Source organism: Hoeflea sp. EC-HK425, from assembly GCF_902498795.1.
GTDB classification, from domain to species: Bacteria; Pseudomonadota; Alphaproteobacteria; order Rhizobiales; family Rhizobiaceae; genus Hoeflea; species Hoeflea alexandrii.
This window is the reverse complement of the sequence record NZ_LR701572.1, coordinates 2,274,933-2,290,948: the sequence shown is the minus strand read 5'-3', so window position 1 is coordinate 2,290,948 and position 16,016 is coordinate 2,274,933. Positions and strand designations below refer to the sequence as shown.

Here is a 16,016-nt window from a genome sequence, read left to right as displayed (position 1 = left end):
CTAGCGTTTCTCAGGCGCTATGTCCTTGAGCTGTTGTGAAAACGCCGCGGCATCCTCCATCGAACAGGACATCTGCCTGCGGGTCGTCGACGGCGGCCGCTTGGCGACCGACAGTCCCGGACGCCATTCGGTTGCCGGCCGGATCGGTCGCGGCGAAAAACCGCCGCCACAGTTCGGGCAGACATTCAGAAGCACAGAGTCCACGCAATCGGCGCAGAAGGTGCACTCATAGGTGCAGATCCGCGCGTCCGTCGCGTGAGGCGGCAGATCCTTGTCGCAGCATTCGCAATTGGGTCTCAGTTCAAGTGCCATTGCGGTGCCTCCTGGAAAAACACTCTTGAATGCCAGGTCCTAACCGCCCCGCACCACCCGGCCCAGCCGCTTGATGCCTTCCTCGATCATGGCCTCGTTGGCACACGAGAACGACAGCCGGATCGTGTTGGCGCCCGAGCCGTCGGCGAAGAAGGCCTTGCCGGGGACGAAGGCGACGCGTTCGGTCTTGATGCTTTCGGCCAGCAGGGCCGCGCCGTCGAAGCCTTCGGGCAGGGTGACCCAGACGAACATGCCGCCGTCGGGCTTCGTCCATGACACGCCTTCGGGCATGTGGCGGCTGAGAGCGGCCAGCATGGCGTCGCGCCGTGCCTGGTAGGTGGCCTTGATCTTGGCCACCTGCGCCTCGAAGCCGTTCGAGGCGACGGTGTGGATCGCCATCTGGTTGAGCGTCGCCGAATGCAGGTCGGCGGCCTGCTTCATCAAGACCAGTTTCGAGATCACCGGGGTGGCGGCGCAGACCCAGCCGACGCGCAGGCCCGGCGCCAGCGTCTTGGAGAACGAGCCGCAATAGATCGTGCGGGTGGTCTCGATCGAGCCGGTGCGGGTAATGTCGAGTGCCAGCAGCGGAGGGATCTCGTCACCGTCATAACGCAGCGACTGATAGGCGGCGTCCTCGATGACGGCGATATCGAGCGCTTCGGCCAGGTCGAGAATGGCGGCGCGCGCACTTTCGGGCAGCGTCTCGCCGGTCGGGTTGGCGAAATCGGCCGAGGCATAGGCGAACTTGACCGCACCGCCCTTGGCTTGCGCGGTCTCGCGGTAATCGGCAGCCAAGCGGTTGCCCAGCGGCGTCAGCCGGTCGTAGTTCGGTTCATAGGCGTTGAAGGCCTGCAGCGCGCCGAGATAGGTCGGCCAGCCGACCAGCGCGGTGTCGCCTTTCGACAGAAACAGCTTGCCGAGATAATCGAGCGCCTGCTGCGAGCCCGAGGTGATCATGATATTGTCTGCGGTGCACTCGACCCCGAGCGAGGCCATGCGGCTGACCAGCCAGTCGCGAAGCGGCTTGTAGCCTTCGCTGACCGAGTATTGCAGCGCGGCACCCTTGCTGTCCCCGGTCAGAGCCGAGGTCAGCGCAGCACCAAAGGCCTCAGCCGGAAACAGCGCCGGATCGGGAATGCCGCCGGCAAACGAGATCACGTCGGGCTGGTCGAGCAGCTTCAAGAGTTCGCGGATTTCGGACGCCTTCATCCGTTCCGCACGTGTGGCGAAAAGTCCCGGCCAGTCGAGCCCATGCCCGGCGATTGTGCCGCCGCCCGCGTCAGCCTGCATCTGGGTGCTCATGTCGGTTCCTCCCGAGTGCGGCCGGCGCTGTCTGCTGCGCGCCAGCCCGTTTGCCGCAATGTTTGTTCATTTCAGTCCGGTGGGCCGGTCCGGGCGCAACAAAACTGCGTTCGGCACGGGCTGCAAGCAACAATGATCACGAATCGCAAAATATGTCAATAATACTGACCTAATTTGAATTGGTCTCCCGGAGGGTGGGTGGAACGCGCCGTCTTGCTGCCGGTAAATCGGTTAGATTGCCGCCGGGAACAAAATCCCGGCATGCGGCCATTGCTTTTCCACCAATAATGCAAAGGATTGCCTTGTCCTTGTCGAAGCTGATGACTAAGTGACGGGCACAATACCGCGCCAAGCGGAAACCAGAGGGCCGTCCCCGGGGAATATTGATGAGTGCCAGCGCGCCTGGAGCGACATTTATTGTCTTGATGCTGCCGTTTCTGGCGGCTTTGATAGCCCCGTGGCTGACACGACGTCTCGGCCACAATGCAGCCTGGCTTCTGGCCTTGGCTCCGGCGGCGATCTTCATTCATTTTCTTGGCTTTTCTGCGGAAGTTGCCGACGGCGGAATTGTCACGGGCGGGTTCCAGTGGGTTCCCTCCTACAATGTCAGCTTTTCCTGGCTGATCGACGGTCTGTCGCTCACCTTCGCGCTTCTGATCTCTGGCATCGGCGCGCTGATCATTCTCTATTCCGGCGGTTACCTGAAGGGCCACGAGCAGCTCGGCCGGTTCTTCTCGTTCATGCTGCTGTTCATGGGCGCCATGCTCGGCGTGGTGATTTCCGACAGCTTCCTGATGCTGTTTGTCTATTGGGAACTAACCTCGATCACCTCGTTCCTGCTGATCGGTTTCGACCACACCCGCGAGGCATCGCGCCGCGCCGCCATCCAGGCGCTGGTGGTCACCGGCGGCGGCGGTCTGGCGCTGCTCGCGGGTCTCCTGGTGATCTGGAACATCACCGGCGTCAGCCAGGTCTCGCTGCTCCTGAACTACGGCGATGAAGTCCGGGCAAGCCCGTTCTACCTGCTGGCACTGTTTCTGGTATTGGGCGGGGCCTTTTCCAAATCGGCGCAGTTCCCGCTGCATTTCTGGCTGCCCAACGCCATGGAAGCGCCGACGCCGGTGTCGGCCTATCTGCACTCCGCCACCATGGTCAAGGCCGGCGTTTACCTGTTGATGCGGCTCAATCCGGTACTCGGCGAGACCGTCTGGTGGGAGACCATCCTGCCGGTGTTCGGCGGCGCCACGCTGATCGTCGGCACGCTGCTGGCCATTCGCCAGACAGACCTGAAGCTGATGCTGGCCTACACCACGGTGTCCTCGCTCGGACTGCTGGTCATGCTGACCGGCTTCGGCTCCGAATACGCGATTTCCGCCGCGGTGCTCTATCTGGTGGCGCATTCGCTGTTCAAGGGCGGGTTGTTCATGGTCGCCGGCCTCATCGACCATGAGGCCGGAACCCGGGACGTCACCAGGCTTGGCGGCCTGCGCAAGGCCATGCCGGTGACCTTCATTGCGGCCCTTGCCGGCGCGATCTCGATGGCCGGCCTGCCGCCGTTCCTCGGCTTCCTCGCCAAGGAGGAGATCTACTACGCGCTCTGGGCCACCGATCCGTGGTCGCTGGCTTTCGTCGCCGTCGCTGTTGTCGGCAACGGCCTGATGTTCGTTATCGGCTTTGCCGTCGCACTCAAGCCGTTCCTCGGCCCCGAGGTCAAGACCCCGAAACATGCCCATGAAGGTCCGGTGCTGCTCTGGCTCGGACCGCTGACACTGGGCATTGCCGCGCTCGTGGCGGCGCTGATCTCGCCGCTTACTCACCGCTTCATTTCTTCGCCGATGGCAAGCGCGATTTCCGGCGAGGCCGAAACCGTGACCATCTCGGTGATCCCGCACATGGGTCCGGCGCTGATCCTGTCTCTGGTCACCATCGCCTTCGGCATCGTCGCCTACCGCATGCTTGACCGGTTGCGTGCCGGCATGGCGTCGCTGCTCAAGACCATCGGATGGGGGCCTGACCGCGGCTTTGACCAGTTTGTCTCCGGCATCGTTCGTCTCTCAGGCGTCGTCACCCGCATCGTCCAACCCGGCCGGCTTGATTTCTACATGACCGCCACTTTCGTGATGATCGCGATCGCGCTGTTTGCACCGATGGCCTGGTATGGCGAATGGCCGTCGATGCCGGTCTGGCCCGCGGATGTCCAGTTCCACGAGCTTGCGGTGTTTGCCATCGCGTTCCTGGGCCTTGGGGCGGTCATTTATGCGCGGGACCGGTTGACGGCGATTGTCTCGCTGGGCGTGCAGGGCTTTGCCGTGGCGCTCTTGTTCATGCTGTTTGGCGCACCTGATCTTTCCTTCACCCAGTTCATGGTTGAAACGCTCGCCGTGGTGATCCTGGCTCTTGTGATGACGCGGCTCAAGCTGTCTGCGTCCGATCATCGAGCCACCCGCGACAAGTTGATCGACATGAGCGTGTCCCTGGTTTGCGGCGCCGGATTCGCACTCTATCTGCTTGCGGTCACCCAGCAGCCTTTCAATCCCTATATCAGCGATTTCTTCGCGGCCTACTCCAAGATCGTTGCCCACGGCACCAATGTGGTCAATGTCATCCTGGTGGACTTCCGCGGCACGGATACGCTGGGTGAGATTGCCGTGGTGATGGTCACCGGTCTCGCAGTGCTGTCGCTGATCCGGGTCAGCGTCGGATATGCCGGCATCAAGATCGGTGACAATGATCCCGACCGGCGAGAGGAGACCCGATAATGCGTACGGTGATTTTCCGCGCCATTGCGCCTTATCTGACAAGCCTGATGGTGCTGTTTTCCATCTTCGTGCTGCTGCGCGGCCACAATGAGCCGGGCGGCGGCTTCATCGGCGGGCTGATCGCGGCCTCGGCTCTGGCCATTTACGGCATTGCCTGCGGCGTGGAACCGGTTCGCCGCGCGATCTACTTCCATCCCATGGGCATTTCCGCATTCGGTCTGTTTGTCGGAACGCTTGCGGGTGTGCTTTCGGTGTTCGCAGGTGTTCCGTTCATGACCGGGCTTTGGGTCTACCCGACATTGTTCGGCGTGGAAATTGCACTCTCCAGCGTGCTGGTGTTCGACATCGGTGTCTATCTGGTCGTCGTCGGAGCCATCGGGTCGATTGCGCTGGCGCTTGAGGAAAGGGACCGGGACTGATGGAACCTCTCTTTGCACTTCTGGTCGGCGCGCTGTTCACCGTGGCGATCTACCTGTTCATGTCCAAGCACATCATCCGTGTGCTGATGGGCGCTGCGATCCTGAGCAATGGCGTCAACCTGCTGATCTTCACCGCCGGCAGGATCACGCGCGAGGTCCCGCCGATCATCGGCGCGGATTCCGACGTGTTGCAGGCCTCGGCCGCCAATCCGTTGCCGCAGGCCCTTGTTCTCACGGCCATCGTCATCGCCTTCTCCTTCTTCGCGTTCCTGCTGGTGTTGGGGTACCGCGCCTTCCAGAAACTGGACACCGACAACAGCGACGAGATGCGTGTGGCCGAGCCCGTCAATGAATCAGCCCCGCCGTTGGGCTATTGAGGAGACAGCTGTAATGGCGGGAAAATCTGTGGGCCTTGAAGACCTTTCGGTCGCCTTTGTAATGGAGCCTCTGGCCGCAGCCGACTGGCTGATCCCGGGACCGGTCGTGTTCTGCCTTCTGGTCGGCTCGGTGCTGCTGATGCTGCGCAAGCGCACGGACCTTCAGCCGCTGATCGCGATTCCGGCACTGGTTGTGCTGTGTGCGATGACACTTGGCTTGTTGGCCCATGTGGTCGTCAATGGCACCGTATCGATGACCATGGGACGTTGGCTGCCGCCCTTCGGCATCTCCTTTACGGTGGATGCGATGGGGGCGTTCTTCGCCGCGACATCATCGCTGGTAGCGCTTGCGGCGGGGATCTATGGTCGCGGCGATGTCGACCATTCGGGCCGTCGCTATGGTTTCTACCCCTTCCTGCTGCTGATCATGGCCGGGGTGCTTGGCGCCTTCATGACCGGCGATATCTTCAATCTCTATGTCTGGTTCGAGGTACTGCTGATCTCCTCCTTCGGGCTGCTGGTGCTGGGCAACGAGAGGGCGCAGCTCGATGGCGGCGTCAAATACGCCTTTCTCAACCTCATCGCTACGACGCTGTTCCTGATTGCGACCGGCTATCTCTATGGCCTGTTCGGCACCCTCAACATGGCCGATATCGCGATCAAGGCGACCGAACTGCGTGGCACGGCGCCGCTGATGACGTTGGTCACGCTGTTCCTGCTTGCCTTTGCCATGAAGGCTGCGGCGTTTCCGGTCAACTTCTGGCTCCCCGCCTCCTATCACACGCCTAAGCTGGTGGTATCCGCCCTTTTTGCCGGATTGCTGACCAAGGTCGGCATCTATGCGCTGCTTAGAATCCTGGGCATGCTGTTTCCGGTGGAGCGTGAGGAACTGTCCTTCATCATCGCCATCGTCGCGGCGCTGACCATGGTACTTGGCGTCATGGGCGCGCTGGCGCAAAACGACATTCGCCGCGCGATGGGCTTCCTGGTCATCTCCGGCATCGGCGTGATGATGGCTGGTCTTGCGCTTGGCAGCCCGGCAGGCCTGTCGGGCGCGATCTTCTACGCTGCCCACTCCATGGTGGTCATGACGGCGCTTTACTTCGCTATCGGCATTGCGGCACAGCTGGGCGGCAGCTTCATGCTCTCCTCCGCCGGTGGGCTTTATGCCCGCAGTGCCGTCCTCGCATTTCTGACCCTGATGCTGTTCCTTTCGGTTTCAGGTCTGCCGCCGTTCTCCGGTTTCTGGCCCAAGGTGGTGCTGGTCAAGGCTTCGCTGGACGTCGGCGCCTGGTGGCTGGCGGCAGCGATTCTTGTGACCGGGCTGCTGACGACCATCGCGGTCGGGCGGATCTGGGCGCTGGCGTACTGGCGGCCCGCCAACGCAGGTGCGCTGGAACAACACGCTGCCGCGCAATCCCTGCCGGCCGGGGCGATGGCGGCTCTTGCCGGTCTGGTGGTACTGTCCGTCGGTGCGGGCCTCTGGCCCGAGCCGGTGCTGGTGCTGGCCCAGGATGCGGCGCTCGGACTGATTGATCCATCGGCCTACGTGCTGTCGGTGTTCCCCGGGGAGGTGCCGCAATGAGCTTGCTTCTGGTCAATGTGCTGCTGGCGCTGGTGTGGACGGCGGTCAGCGGATCGTTCTCGTTCCTCAATTTCGCCTTCGGATTCGTGCTGGCGATCTTTGCGCTTTCGCTGATCCGCGAGCAGGTCGGCTCGGTGGGATATTTTTCCCGCGCCCGGCGGGTGCTGTCGCTGTTCTTGCTGTTCATCTACGAGCTCGTGCTGTCGGCATGGCGGGTGGCGACGACGGTTCTGTCGCCGCGCATGGATATCAAGCCCGGCATCATCGCCTATCCGCTCAAGGTGGACCGCGACTTCGAGATCACCATTCTTGCCAACCTGATCACGCTGACACCGGGCACGCTCTCGATTGATGTGTCTGACGACCGTCGTATCCTCTATGTCCACGCCATGGACGCATCCGACCCCGAGGCCACAAAGCGCGATATCGCCGAAGGGTTCGAGCGCAAGATCATGGAGGCGTTTCGCTGATGAGTGCGGACATCATTCTCGATTACGCCGTGACACTGGCGCTCGCCACGCTCTGTCTGGCGTTTTTCGTCACCATCTACCGGATCATCAAGGGACCGACCCTGCCGGACCGGATCCTCGGTCTTGACATGCTGGTGGCGATCGCCATCGGCTTCATCGCGGTGATCGGCATCAAGACCGGCTTTACGCTTTATGTCGATGTTGCCATTGCGCTCGGCCTGGTCGGTTTTCTCGCCACCGTGGCATTCGCCCGCTTCGTGCTCTCGCGCGGCAAGACCGAGGACGACCTTTTGTCCGAAGCACGCGAGGCGGCAGCCGCAGCCCGCCGTGAGGCGAAGGCTGCGTCCAGGGCCGAGAACCGTGAGCGGCAACACAGCACAAGGTCTGGACAATGAACGAGATCGTCACCCTTATATCGGCAGCGCTGCTGGTCATCGGCTCGCTGTTTGCCCTGGTTGCTTCGGTCGGCCTTGTGCGCCTGCCGGATCTCTACACACGCATGCATGCCGCCTCCAAGGCCGGCACCATGGGAGCGTGCCTGATGCTGATCGCGCTTGCGATCCACGCCGCCGATTTCGGAACCATGTCGCGGGCGCTCGCCGGCGTGGTGTTCTTCCTGCTCACCGCGCCGGTTTCGTCGCATCTTCTTGCCAAGGCCTCCTATGCTGTCGGCTACCGTCTCCATTCTTCTTCCGTCATGGATGATATGGCGCCGAAAGATCAGGCTAAATGATAAATCAATGTGGTTTAATATTGATTGCAACCCATGACTTTAATTTATCGGCAAGCTCGCGCATTAATTACAGAATTTTATCAATTTGTGTAAAATTGTATTAATGCGGTTAGCGATATACAAGAAATAGTACTTGTTTAAGGTATAAAACAATGTAAATCCAACGCAGCGGCATGTTCTGCGGAGTTTGCGTTGTTTGTAACCAATTTTAATCCGATAGCCAGACAGCCTGCATGTTAGAGAAAGTTAGGACCAGTCTATGACAGAAACAAACAAGGACAGTGGCTCGGATCTGCTCATTGAGTTGACCGCAGAAATTGTCGCAGCTTACGTGAGCAACAACTCGGTAGCTGCAAATGATCTTCCCAATGTCATTTCCCAGGTGCATGCGGCACTTGGCGGCGCCACCATGCCGACTGAGGAGATCGCCGAGAAGCCGAAGCCGGCAGTCTCGGTTCGCCGCTCGATTCAGAACGACTATCTGATTTGCCTGGAAGACGGGCAAAAGTTCAAGTCGCTCAAGCGCCACCTGATGACCCATTACGGTCTCACTCCGGAACAGTACCGGGAAAAATGGGATCTGCCTGCGGACTATCCGATGGTCGCGCCGTCCTATGCCGAGGCGCGGTCACGTCTGGCAAAGGAAATGGGCCTGGGCCAGAAGCGCAAGCGCGGCAAGTAAGATCCGTCTGTCTGTCGCGCCGGTCCTGTCCGTCAACCCGGGACCGTCAAGGCAGGAAGCCGGAACAGATGTTGCCAGGACGGCCTGTCCGTCGGGCGACCATGAAAAGACCGCAGCCCCAGGGGCTGCGGTCTTTTCGTTCTCGCTGGCATCGGCCAAATGCCGGCGGCATCGAACCCCGCAAGGGGGCGGGCTGCCGGAAGGTGGAAAAGGTGTGAGGAAAAAATTCCTCCAAATCCGGGTCGAAAGCAACAAAAACAACGTAGAATCAACGCTAGGATGTGGTCGATGGGTGGCTGCACGTCCCCATGATCTGCATATCATGTAAGAAAATATTCCTATAATGGAGATTTTCGTCATGACATTGAAGCGCCAGGACAAGGCACCCCGCAGATCAGCAACTCATATCACCGGGACCGTGCAGGAAGCAGGCTTGCCATTGGCGCAGGCGCTGAGCGATCCGTTACCCGACGACGGGACCGTGCTTGCGCTTGCGGCCATCGCCGGCGGCGCCCGAATTGCTGAGCCTTCCGATGGGGCAGCGGGATCGGCGGATGCACCGCATCCGGGTATCGAGCCCCGGGGCCGGCAGGGCAGGGCTGCGTGCCGCGCCGCGATCCTCGACATACAGCGCTGCCGCGTCACCTGGCGGCTGGTTGCGCAACTCTTCGCCCAGGCCTGCGAGCGTGACCTGCCCGAAGGCGCCGCCCGCCGCAGGCCGAGGTGCCACATGCGCCAGATTGCCATGTATCTGAGCCACGTCGTGCTCTCCGTGCCTTACCAGACGATTGCCACCGCCTTCGGTCGCGACCGGACCACCGTCATGCACGCCTGCGCCGTGGTCGAGGACCGTCGCGATGACGCTGGCTACGACCGGTTCGTCGAGCAATGCGAGCGCTGCATCAAGGCCGTCTTCGCCCCGCTGGAGCATGATGATGCAGAGCTCTGATCTTATGCGGCTGCGCAACTCACTCGCAGGCTTGATCGGTTATCTCGCCCGTGGCCCGGCGCTCGTGGATCAAGCGGAGAACCCGCAGCGGGCAGCGAGCGCCTCGTCCGTCAACCTGGAGCTGATCCGGGATGACGGCGCCAGGCGCAAGGTCGATCCGCGCCTGCTCAGGGCGGCACTCGGACACGGGTTGATCGCGGCCGCTTCGTCCCGGACTTCCTTGCCCGGGGAAGAGCAGGCCTACGCGGCAACCCCCGAAGGCCTTGCTGCACTCAGGCGCTGGCTTGCTGATCCGCAGACGGCATTTCAGGATCAGCACCGACGGCTCGCGACGGCCTCCGACCCGGAGCACGGGTCGATCATCATCAATGGCAATGAATCCCCGCTTGCTGCACTGGCGCGGATCAAGGGCAGGGACGGCGGATTGTTTCTCGAACCATCGCAGGTCGAGGCAGGTGAGCGGCTCAGGGCCGATTTCACCCGCGGACAGATGCAGCCGTCGCTTGGCCAGAGTTGGGAACCAGTGCGTTACGGGCGGCGATCGGGAGCAACCGGTGGAGCTGCCGAGCTCGGCGAGGCGGCGCTGTCTGCGCGGTTGCGGGTGGAAGCGGCCATGGACGCGGTCGGGCCGGAACTCTCCGGCGTGCTGCTTGATGTCTGCTGTTTTCTCAAGGGCCTGGCCGTGGTCGAGCGGGAACGGCAATGGCCGGCACGATCAGCCAAGCTGATGCTGCGCACCGCCCTTGCGGCGTTGGCCCGTCATTATGCCGGCCCACGGCGCGGGTTCAGCCTGCCGCCCGTGCCGCCGCCGCATGCGCCTTGATCCGCAGCACCATCGAGCGCAGCCCGTTGGCGCGTTGTGTCGAGAGATGTTCCCCGAGGCCCAGCTGTGTCATCAACGCCCCTTCATCGAGCTCTTCGACTTCAGACGCCTTCTTGCCCGAGGTTGCGGCCAGAACGATGGCGACGAGCCCGCGCACGATATGGGCGTCCGAATCGCCCCGGTAGACCATCACCGGATCGCCGGGCTCACCCGGCTCGGTCTCGGCAACCAGCCAGACCTGGCTGGCGCAGCCCTTGACCTTGTTCTCGTCTGTCTGGTCCGACACAGGCATCTCCGGAAGCGCCTTGCCGATCTCGATGACATAGCGGTAGCGGTCTTCCCAGTCGTCAAGATACTCGAAATCGTCGATGATGGTCTGAAGCTTGGACATTGGGTTTTTCCTGTGACTTGCCAGTCATATAGGCGGATTTGAGCGTTTATGCACCCCATCCCGCCGTGAAATCCTCGGGAACTGACACTCCTGGAAACGGGCGCCGGCGGATACCCGGCCGTTTCCAACCGCGCCCCGGTTGCGCGGGATCGGGCCGACGGGCTAGAGCTTCTGCCTGAGCAGATGAGGCGGATGAACCTTGAGATACGCGTTCCGGACAGTCGATGTCTTCACCACCCGCCGCTTCGGCGGAAACCAGCTTGCCGTTATTCTCGATGCCGACGGACTTGAGACCGCGCAGATGCAGGCGATTGCGCGGGAATTCAACTATTCCGAGACCGCGTTCGTCCTGCGCCCGCACGATCCCGGAAACACCGCGCGGATGCGGATATTCACCCCGGCGACGGAGGTCCCCTTTGCCGGGCATCCGAATGTCGGGACCGGCCATGTGCTGGCAAGCCTGCAGCGCGACGCTGCGCGGCCCGAAAGCTTCGTCTTCGAGGAGGAGGCAGGGCTGGTTCCGGTTTCGCTGCGCTGGAGCGGTGGTGAGGTCGCAGAGGTCCGCCTGACCGCGCCGCAGTCGCTTTCGACGGGATCGCGCTTCTCTGACCTTCAGCTTGCCGCCTGCCTGTCACTGGACGTTGCCGATATCGCGACCGGGCATCACCAGCCGCTGATCGCGTCCATTGGTCTTCCTTTTCTCGTGGTCGAGATTGCCAGCCGCGCGGCCCTGCGGGCTGCAAGACCGGATATCGCCGCAATATCGCAGATCCTGCCGGCCGAGGGCGCCGACGCGATCTATCTCTATTGCCGTGAGATTGAAGCGGCTGATGGCGAAGTCGATCTGACGGCGCGCATGTTTGCGCCCTGGGATGGCGTTCCCGAAGATCCGGCAACGGGAAGCGCCAGCGGTGCCGCCTGTGCGCTGATCGCCGGGATCGGCGGGAGCGCGGTCACGCCGGTTCGTTTCAGGGTGGCGCAGGGCGTTGACATGGGACGCCCGAGCCTGATTGCCGTCGAGGTCGATGTGGCAAATGCCCATGTGAGCATTGGCGGTGCCTGTGTGCCGGTTCTCTCAGGCGAGATCGAAGTCTGAAGCTGTTGCGCGTTCCGAGAAGGTACCGGAAAAAAGAAACGCCGCCGGGAGGAAGGGCTGTTCCCGGCGGCGGCGCGTCAGACGCGACTGGAGTTGGCAGTGTCTAGCATCATCTAACTTACAGGCGGACAACCCGGGCCTGGCTCCGCAACGGAGCGGGGACCGGGAAGCTTAGTTGGTGACCGGCAGCGAGCCTGTCACCAGATCGGGTTCGCCGTCGGCGAATTTGGAGTCGAGAAACTGGTAGGCGATGCGGGCGCCTTCGCGGGCGCGCACCCCGAGCGCAGCGAAAGTCTCGCTGCCGGTCTCGCAGATGTCGGGTTTGCGCTCGCAGATCTGCTTGATGTCGGCCAGCGCCTCGACGGCCGCCGCCATGCTCTGGCCGACCTCGAGCTGAGGGGCGCCTTCAAGTGCTTCCCGCGAACCGGAATCGAGCACCGGCAAGGTGATCAGCACGAGCGAAAACCAGAAACTTCCCTTTATCAGAAACCACATTGTTGAGCCCTTCCTTTTGCCCGCCGTCTTTGGGCGGAAATGCCCGGGTTGTCCCGAACTTGACCGGCATCATGATGCAAAATCTTCAAGGCCGGTTTGAAGCGGGTGATAGGTTTTGAGCCAAATTTGTCGAAAGTTTTAGCTAAATGCCTGGCAGGCGCGGCGAGCTGCGAAATCCGCGGCATATCGCGCCAGGACCGTGCCCGGCCAGGCAGAGGCATTGTTCGGCAGGAACCTGCCAAAACCCGCGATTGGCTGGATTCTGCTGACCCGATGCGGGATGGCCCGCACCGCTTGCCGCCCGAAAGCAACGATTAACCATGTTCGCCAAAGACGGTCCAGCATGGGTTTGCACCACCGGATTCTGTCCGTTCAGGCGGTTTCGGACGGTCCGGCTTATCCTTTCCTTAAGCCGGCAATGACAATGTTGACCCAACAACAAACAACTGCGGCGTGTACGGATTCGGCAGTGACAAAATTTGACGATCTCATCGACAGAATCAAGCTGGCTGGACGGCACACCGCCGAGTCCTGGCTGGGTTCGGTTGCGCCCGGTGCCGATGCTGATGCCCAGGAGAGCAGGGTCTGCGCGATGACCGGCTGCCTGTCGAGCATCATTGTCGCGCCGCTTTTGGCTGCTCCGGTTCTGCTGACGACTTTCGCCTGGCCCTACGCGGTGTCGGGTGCGCTGGCCGCTGCCGCGCTGCCGGTTGCCGCCGCCGGATTGCTGGCCGCTACCGGCTCTGAGCGCCTCGCCGGCCGCGCAGCACTTGGTGGAGTTGCGGTCGCGCTGGTGTTGCTGGCAACGCTGAGCGGCGGCATGGCTTCTCCGTTTATGCTCTTGCTTGCCCTGCTGCCGCTTGAGGCGTCAATCCGGTCAACACAGCTTTCAGGCCTGGTCGCGGGCCTCGTCGCGGCAGCCTTGGCCGGCCTGGCAATCATGGTACTCGATCTCGGCGGAAACGCCTCTGCCGTTCCAGCCGGCGCTCAGGCCGCCGCAACGATGGCATCTGTCTTCTACGCGCTCGCGCGAGGCCTCGCCTTCATTTTGCAGGGTCCGGCCCCGGTTGTGGTTCCGGCTGTCCCGGCGGTCAAGGTTGCACCGGAGAGGTCCAGGTCTGATGGGGACAATGTTCTTGACCGTCTGCCCGGTCTGCTGACGCTGCACGATGCCCGCGGCAACGTTGTTCGGGTTGCGGGCGCCGACCAGGCGGAGTTCGCCTCCAAGCTTGGTGATGTCACCGGTACGGGCTTCATCAATCGCATCCATGTCGCCGACCGCATCGCCTTCCTTGATGCCGTCGACAGCCTTCGCCGTGGCGAAAGCCGCAGCCATGTCGAACTGCGGTTCGATTGCCCGGGCGAGACCTCGCAATTCGTCCATGTCGCCGTGGCTTTGGCGGCCGAACGCAACGAGGACGGCGGCTTCACCGGCATTCTGGCACAGACCCGCGATATCACCGCCGAGGTCGCGGATCATTTCCACGCCAGCGCGGTGGTCGAGCAGGCCGAGAGCGCCAATGCTTCCAAGACCCGCTTCCTCGCGGCTGTCAGTCATGAGCTGCGCACACCGCTCAATGCCATCATCGGGTTTTCCGACATTCTCGCGCGCGAGCTGTTCGGCAAGCTGGGCGATGAGCGCCAGCGCGAATATGTCGGCCTGATCCACCAGTCGGGGCAGCATCTGCTGTCGCTGGTCAACACCATGCTCGATATGTCGAAGATCGAGGCTGGCCGTTACGAGGTCTTCGTCGAGGCGTTCCCGATCGGCGAGGTCATCGACAGTTGCGACGCGATGTTGCGGCTGGAGGCATCCAACCGCGGCGTGACGCTGACCCGCAGGCTGGCGCGCGGCGTCGGCGAAGTGGTGGCCGACCGCGGCGCCGTCCACCAGATGCTGATCAATCTGGTCGGCAACGCCATCAAGTTCACCGAGCCCGGCGGCGTGGTCAATGTCGATGCGGCCATTCGCGACGGCCGGCTGCAACTGATTGTCAGCGACACCGGCATCGGCATTGCTGCCGACAAGCTCGCCTGCATCGGCGAACCCTTCGTCCAGGCCCAGAACGAGCTTGGTCGCCACTATGAAGGCACCGGCCTCGGTCTCTCGCTGGTCAAGGGGCTAGTCGATCTGCATGGCGGTGCGTTCTCGATCGAAAGCACCGAAGGCGAGGGCACCGTCGTGACCATCGAACTCCCCGCCGACGGTTCCGGCGCCAACAGGCAGTCGGCCAACTCCGCGGAGGATCCGGCAACGGTGTTTCCGCCGCACCTGCCGAAGGCCACTCCGATGCCCGCCGGACGGCTGGTACGAATTGATGAAAAAACCAGGAATGAAGACTATGCCGAGACAGCGCGTATCGCCTGACTTGTATGATGATGAAAACGGCAAGGGGCCAGGCATTCTCGGAATGCTTGGCGCGCTGGTTTCCGCGCATCCCTCGCTCGCCGGGGGCAGCGTCGCGTTCGCGGTCATTTTCGGCTTCGTCGCCACAAATGCGCTGTGGCATCAGCCCGGTCAGCATCCCGCGCCGATCCTCAAGACTAGGGATGTCGGCACGTCTTCCGTTCCGCTCGCCGCGGCAAAGCGCGACGCGCTGACCCCGCTTATCAAGGGCGTTCCGACCCGGACCGTGACCACTTACCGGATCGAGCGCAGCGACGACACGCCGACCGCCTCGATCCCGGTTCCCAATGCCGCCCCGGCGCCGGCAATTGCTCCGGCTGCACCGCTCGCCGCGGAAACGGTGGCAGTTCCGGCCGCCGATCCGGTGCTGACGCAGATCCAGACCATCCTTGCCGGCAAGGGGCTTTACCAGGGTGCGATCGACGGCCTGATGGGCCCGAAGTCCGCTGCCGCCATCCGCGCCTGGGAAAAGGCCAATGGCTACACCGAGACCGGTGAGGCGACCACGGCGCTGCTTGCGATCATGGACCAGGCCGGCGCACAACCTGCTCCCGTCGAGGTGACCAGTGCGCAGCCGGTGGCAAGCCCGGCCCCGATACCACGGCCTGCGCCGGCGGTTGCGTCCGACACCCGGGCCGGCGAACCTGTCACCTTGCCTGCGGTGACCGCCGAGGGGCCGAGTGAACTGGTGCGACAGATTCAATCCGGTCTGTCCAACATCGCCTATGCCGACATCACCGTCGACGGAGTTGCCGGGTCCCAGACCCGCGCCGCGATCAGCGCTTTTGAGAAGCATTATCGCTTGCCTGTCACCGGTGAACCCAACGAGACCGTGCTCAACAAGCTGCTCGAGATCGGCGCGCTGTGAGACTGAAGGCCGGCATCTTCGTCGCGGCCCTGACGCGCCGTGTCTTCTCGGATGGCGGCATGGCTGCGGTGGAGCGGCACGGCTCGGATGAGGCGGGGGCCATCTTTGTCCGCATCCGGCATCGTAACGGGACTGAAAGCCTGGCTGCACCTGCGCCGCAGACGGCCTTCGATGAGGATCGCCCCGACAGCCGGCTGTTCGAACTCCGCAAGACCCGCGTTCAAGAAGCCGAAGTCAACGAAATGCTCGCCCGCGAGGCAAGGTTCGATCCGGATTTTTGGGTGGTCGAAATCGAGACCGACAGCCCGGAAACCTATCTCAGCTTCATCGAGGAGTAGGACCTCGTTT

Annotated in this window: 18 protein-coding genes; 14 read left to right on the top strand and 4 right to left on the bottom strand. The window is 62.5% G+C overall.

Going from position 1 to position 16,016, the window contains the following annotated elements:
- Nucleotides 1–312, bottom strand: a complete 312-nt coding sequence (locus SPHINGO391_RS13865) for a DUF1272 domain-containing protein (protein WP_152009379.1) — start codon at nt 310–312, stop codon at nt 1–3.
- Nucleotides 313–351: 39 nt separating this feature from the next.
- The gene (locus SPHINGO391_RS13860; protein ID WP_244615192.1) at nt 352–1,614 is read right to left on the bottom strand and encodes a PLP-dependent aminotransferase family protein; all 1,263 of its coding nucleotides are present in this window, start codon (nt 1,612–1,614) and stop codon (nt 352–354) included.
- A 386-nt stretch (nt 1,615–2,000) separates the two neighbouring features.
- Here SPHINGO391_RS13860 and SPHINGO391_RS13855 point away from each other — a divergent pair, with 386 nt between their 5' ends.
- From SPHINGO391_RS13855 to SPHINGO391_RS13810, 10 genes are all read left to right on the top strand, one after another.
- Nucleotides 2,001–4,373 (top strand): putative monovalent cation/H+ antiporter subunit A, encoded by a 2,373-nt coding sequence (locus tag SPHINGO391_RS13855; protein ID WP_193217291.1) that lies wholly within the window; start codon nt 2,001–2,003, stop codon nt 4,371–4,373.
- Complete coding sequence (locus tag SPHINGO391_RS13850; RefSeq protein WP_152009378.1) at nt 4,373–4,792, top strand: Na(+)/H(+) antiporter subunit B; 420 nt, start codon at nt 4,373–4,375, stop codon at nt 4,790–4,792. Before SPHINGO391_RS13855 ends, SPHINGO391_RS13850 begins: the two co-directional genes overlap by 1 nt.
- The gene (locus tag SPHINGO391_RS13845) at nt 4,792–5,169 is read left to right on the top strand and encodes a Na+/H+ antiporter subunit C (protein WP_152009377.1); all 378 of its coding nucleotides are present in this window, start codon (nt 4,792–4,794) and stop codon (nt 5,167–5,169) included. The genes SPHINGO391_RS13850 and SPHINGO391_RS13845 overlap by 1 nt, the downstream gene beginning before the upstream one ends.
- Before the next feature lie 13 nt (nt 5,170–5,182).
- On the top strand, nt 5,183–6,754 hold the full coding sequence (locus SPHINGO391_RS13840) for a Na+/H+ antiporter subunit D (protein ID WP_152009376.1): 1,572 nt from the start codon (nt 5,183–5,185) through the stop codon (nt 6,752–6,754).
- The gene (locus SPHINGO391_RS13835) at nt 6,751–7,224 is read left to right on the top strand and encodes a Na+/H+ antiporter subunit E (protein ID WP_152009375.1); all 474 of its coding nucleotides are present in this window, start codon (nt 6,751–6,753) and stop codon (nt 7,222–7,224) included. Before SPHINGO391_RS13840 ends, SPHINGO391_RS13835 begins: the two co-directional genes overlap by 4 nt.
- Nucleotides 7,224–7,619, top strand: a complete 396-nt coding sequence (locus SPHINGO391_RS13830) for a cation:proton antiporter (RefSeq protein ID WP_152009374.1) — start codon at nt 7,224–7,226, stop codon at nt 7,617–7,619. The genes SPHINGO391_RS13835 and SPHINGO391_RS13830 overlap by 1 nt, the downstream gene beginning before the upstream one ends.
- Nucleotides 7,616–7,957: a monovalent cation/H(+) antiporter subunit G gene (gene mnhG / locus SPHINGO391_RS13825; protein WP_152009373.1), complete on the top strand. Its 342-nt coding sequence runs from the start codon at nt 7,616–7,618 to the stop codon at nt 7,955–7,957. Before SPHINGO391_RS13830 ends, mnhG begins: the two co-directional genes overlap by 4 nt.
- Nucleotides 7,958–8,216: 259 nt before the next feature.
- The gene (locus SPHINGO391_RS13820; protein ID WP_152009372.1) at nt 8,217–8,639 is read left to right on the top strand and encodes a MucR family transcriptional regulator; all 423 of its coding nucleotides are present in this window, start codon (nt 8,217–8,219) and stop codon (nt 8,637–8,639) included.
- Nucleotides 8,640–8,997: 358 nt separating this feature from the next.
- Nucleotides 8,998–9,588, top strand: a complete 591-nt coding sequence (locus SPHINGO391_RS25270; RefSeq protein WP_244615191.1) for a helix-turn-helix domain-containing protein — start codon at nt 8,998–9,000, stop codon at nt 9,586–9,588.
- Nucleotides 9,575–10,411: a DUF6456 domain-containing protein gene (locus SPHINGO391_RS13810; RefSeq protein WP_152009370.1), complete on the top strand. Its 837-nt coding sequence runs from the start codon at nt 9,575–9,577 to the stop codon at nt 10,409–10,411. Before SPHINGO391_RS25270 ends, SPHINGO391_RS13810 begins: the two co-directional genes overlap by 14 nt.
- On the opposite strand, the gene SPHINGO391_RS13805 is transcribed toward SPHINGO391_RS13810, so the two are convergent.
- Nucleotides 10,374–10,802 (bottom strand): SufE family protein, encoded by a 429-nt coding sequence (locus SPHINGO391_RS13805; RefSeq protein WP_152009369.1) that lies wholly within the window; start codon nt 10,800–10,802, stop codon nt 10,374–10,376. The genes SPHINGO391_RS13810 and SPHINGO391_RS13805 overlap by 38 nt on opposite strands.
- 199 nt (nt 10,803–11,001) lie before the next feature.
- Here SPHINGO391_RS13805 and SPHINGO391_RS13800 point away from each other — a divergent pair, with 199 nt between their 5' ends.
- Nucleotides 11,002–11,898 (top strand): PhzF family phenazine biosynthesis protein, encoded by an 897-nt coding sequence (locus SPHINGO391_RS13800; protein WP_152009368.1) that lies wholly within the window; start codon nt 11,002–11,004, stop codon nt 11,896–11,898.
- Between the two features lie 171 nt (nt 11,899–12,069).
- Here the strand turns inward: SPHINGO391_RS13800 and SPHINGO391_RS13795 are convergent, their stop codons facing one another.
- Nucleotides 12,070–12,393, bottom strand: coding sequence for a DUF5330 domain-containing protein (locus tag SPHINGO391_RS13795; RefSeq protein ID WP_152009367.1), 324 nt, complete (start codon nt 12,391–12,393; stop codon nt 12,070–12,072).
- 469 nt (nt 12,394–12,862) lie between these two features.
- Between SPHINGO391_RS13795 and SPHINGO391_RS13790 the strand changes: the two genes are divergently transcribed.
- From SPHINGO391_RS13790 to SPHINGO391_RS13780, 3 genes are read left to right on the top strand one after another with little or no spacing between them, the layout of a single operon-like run.
- Nucleotides 12,863–14,761 carry a PAS domain-containing sensor histidine kinase gene (locus tag SPHINGO391_RS13790; RefSeq protein ID WP_193217290.1) on the top strand — a complete coding sequence of 633 codons (1,899 nt, stop codon included), beginning with the start codon at nt 12,863–12,865 and terminating at the stop codon, nt 14,759–14,761.
- Nucleotides 14,736–15,668: a peptidoglycan-binding domain-containing protein gene (locus SPHINGO391_RS13785; protein ID WP_244615190.1), complete on the top strand. Its 933-nt coding sequence runs from the start codon at nt 14,736–14,738 to the stop codon at nt 15,666–15,668. Before SPHINGO391_RS13790 ends, SPHINGO391_RS13785 begins: the two co-directional genes overlap by 26 nt.
- Entirely contained in the window at nt 15,665–16,006 is a 342-nt protein-coding gene (locus tag SPHINGO391_RS13780) for a DUF1491 family protein (protein WP_152009364.1), read from the top strand. Before SPHINGO391_RS13785 ends, SPHINGO391_RS13780 begins: the two co-directional genes overlap by 4 nt.
- Nucleotides 16,007–16,016: the final 10 nt, after the last annotated feature.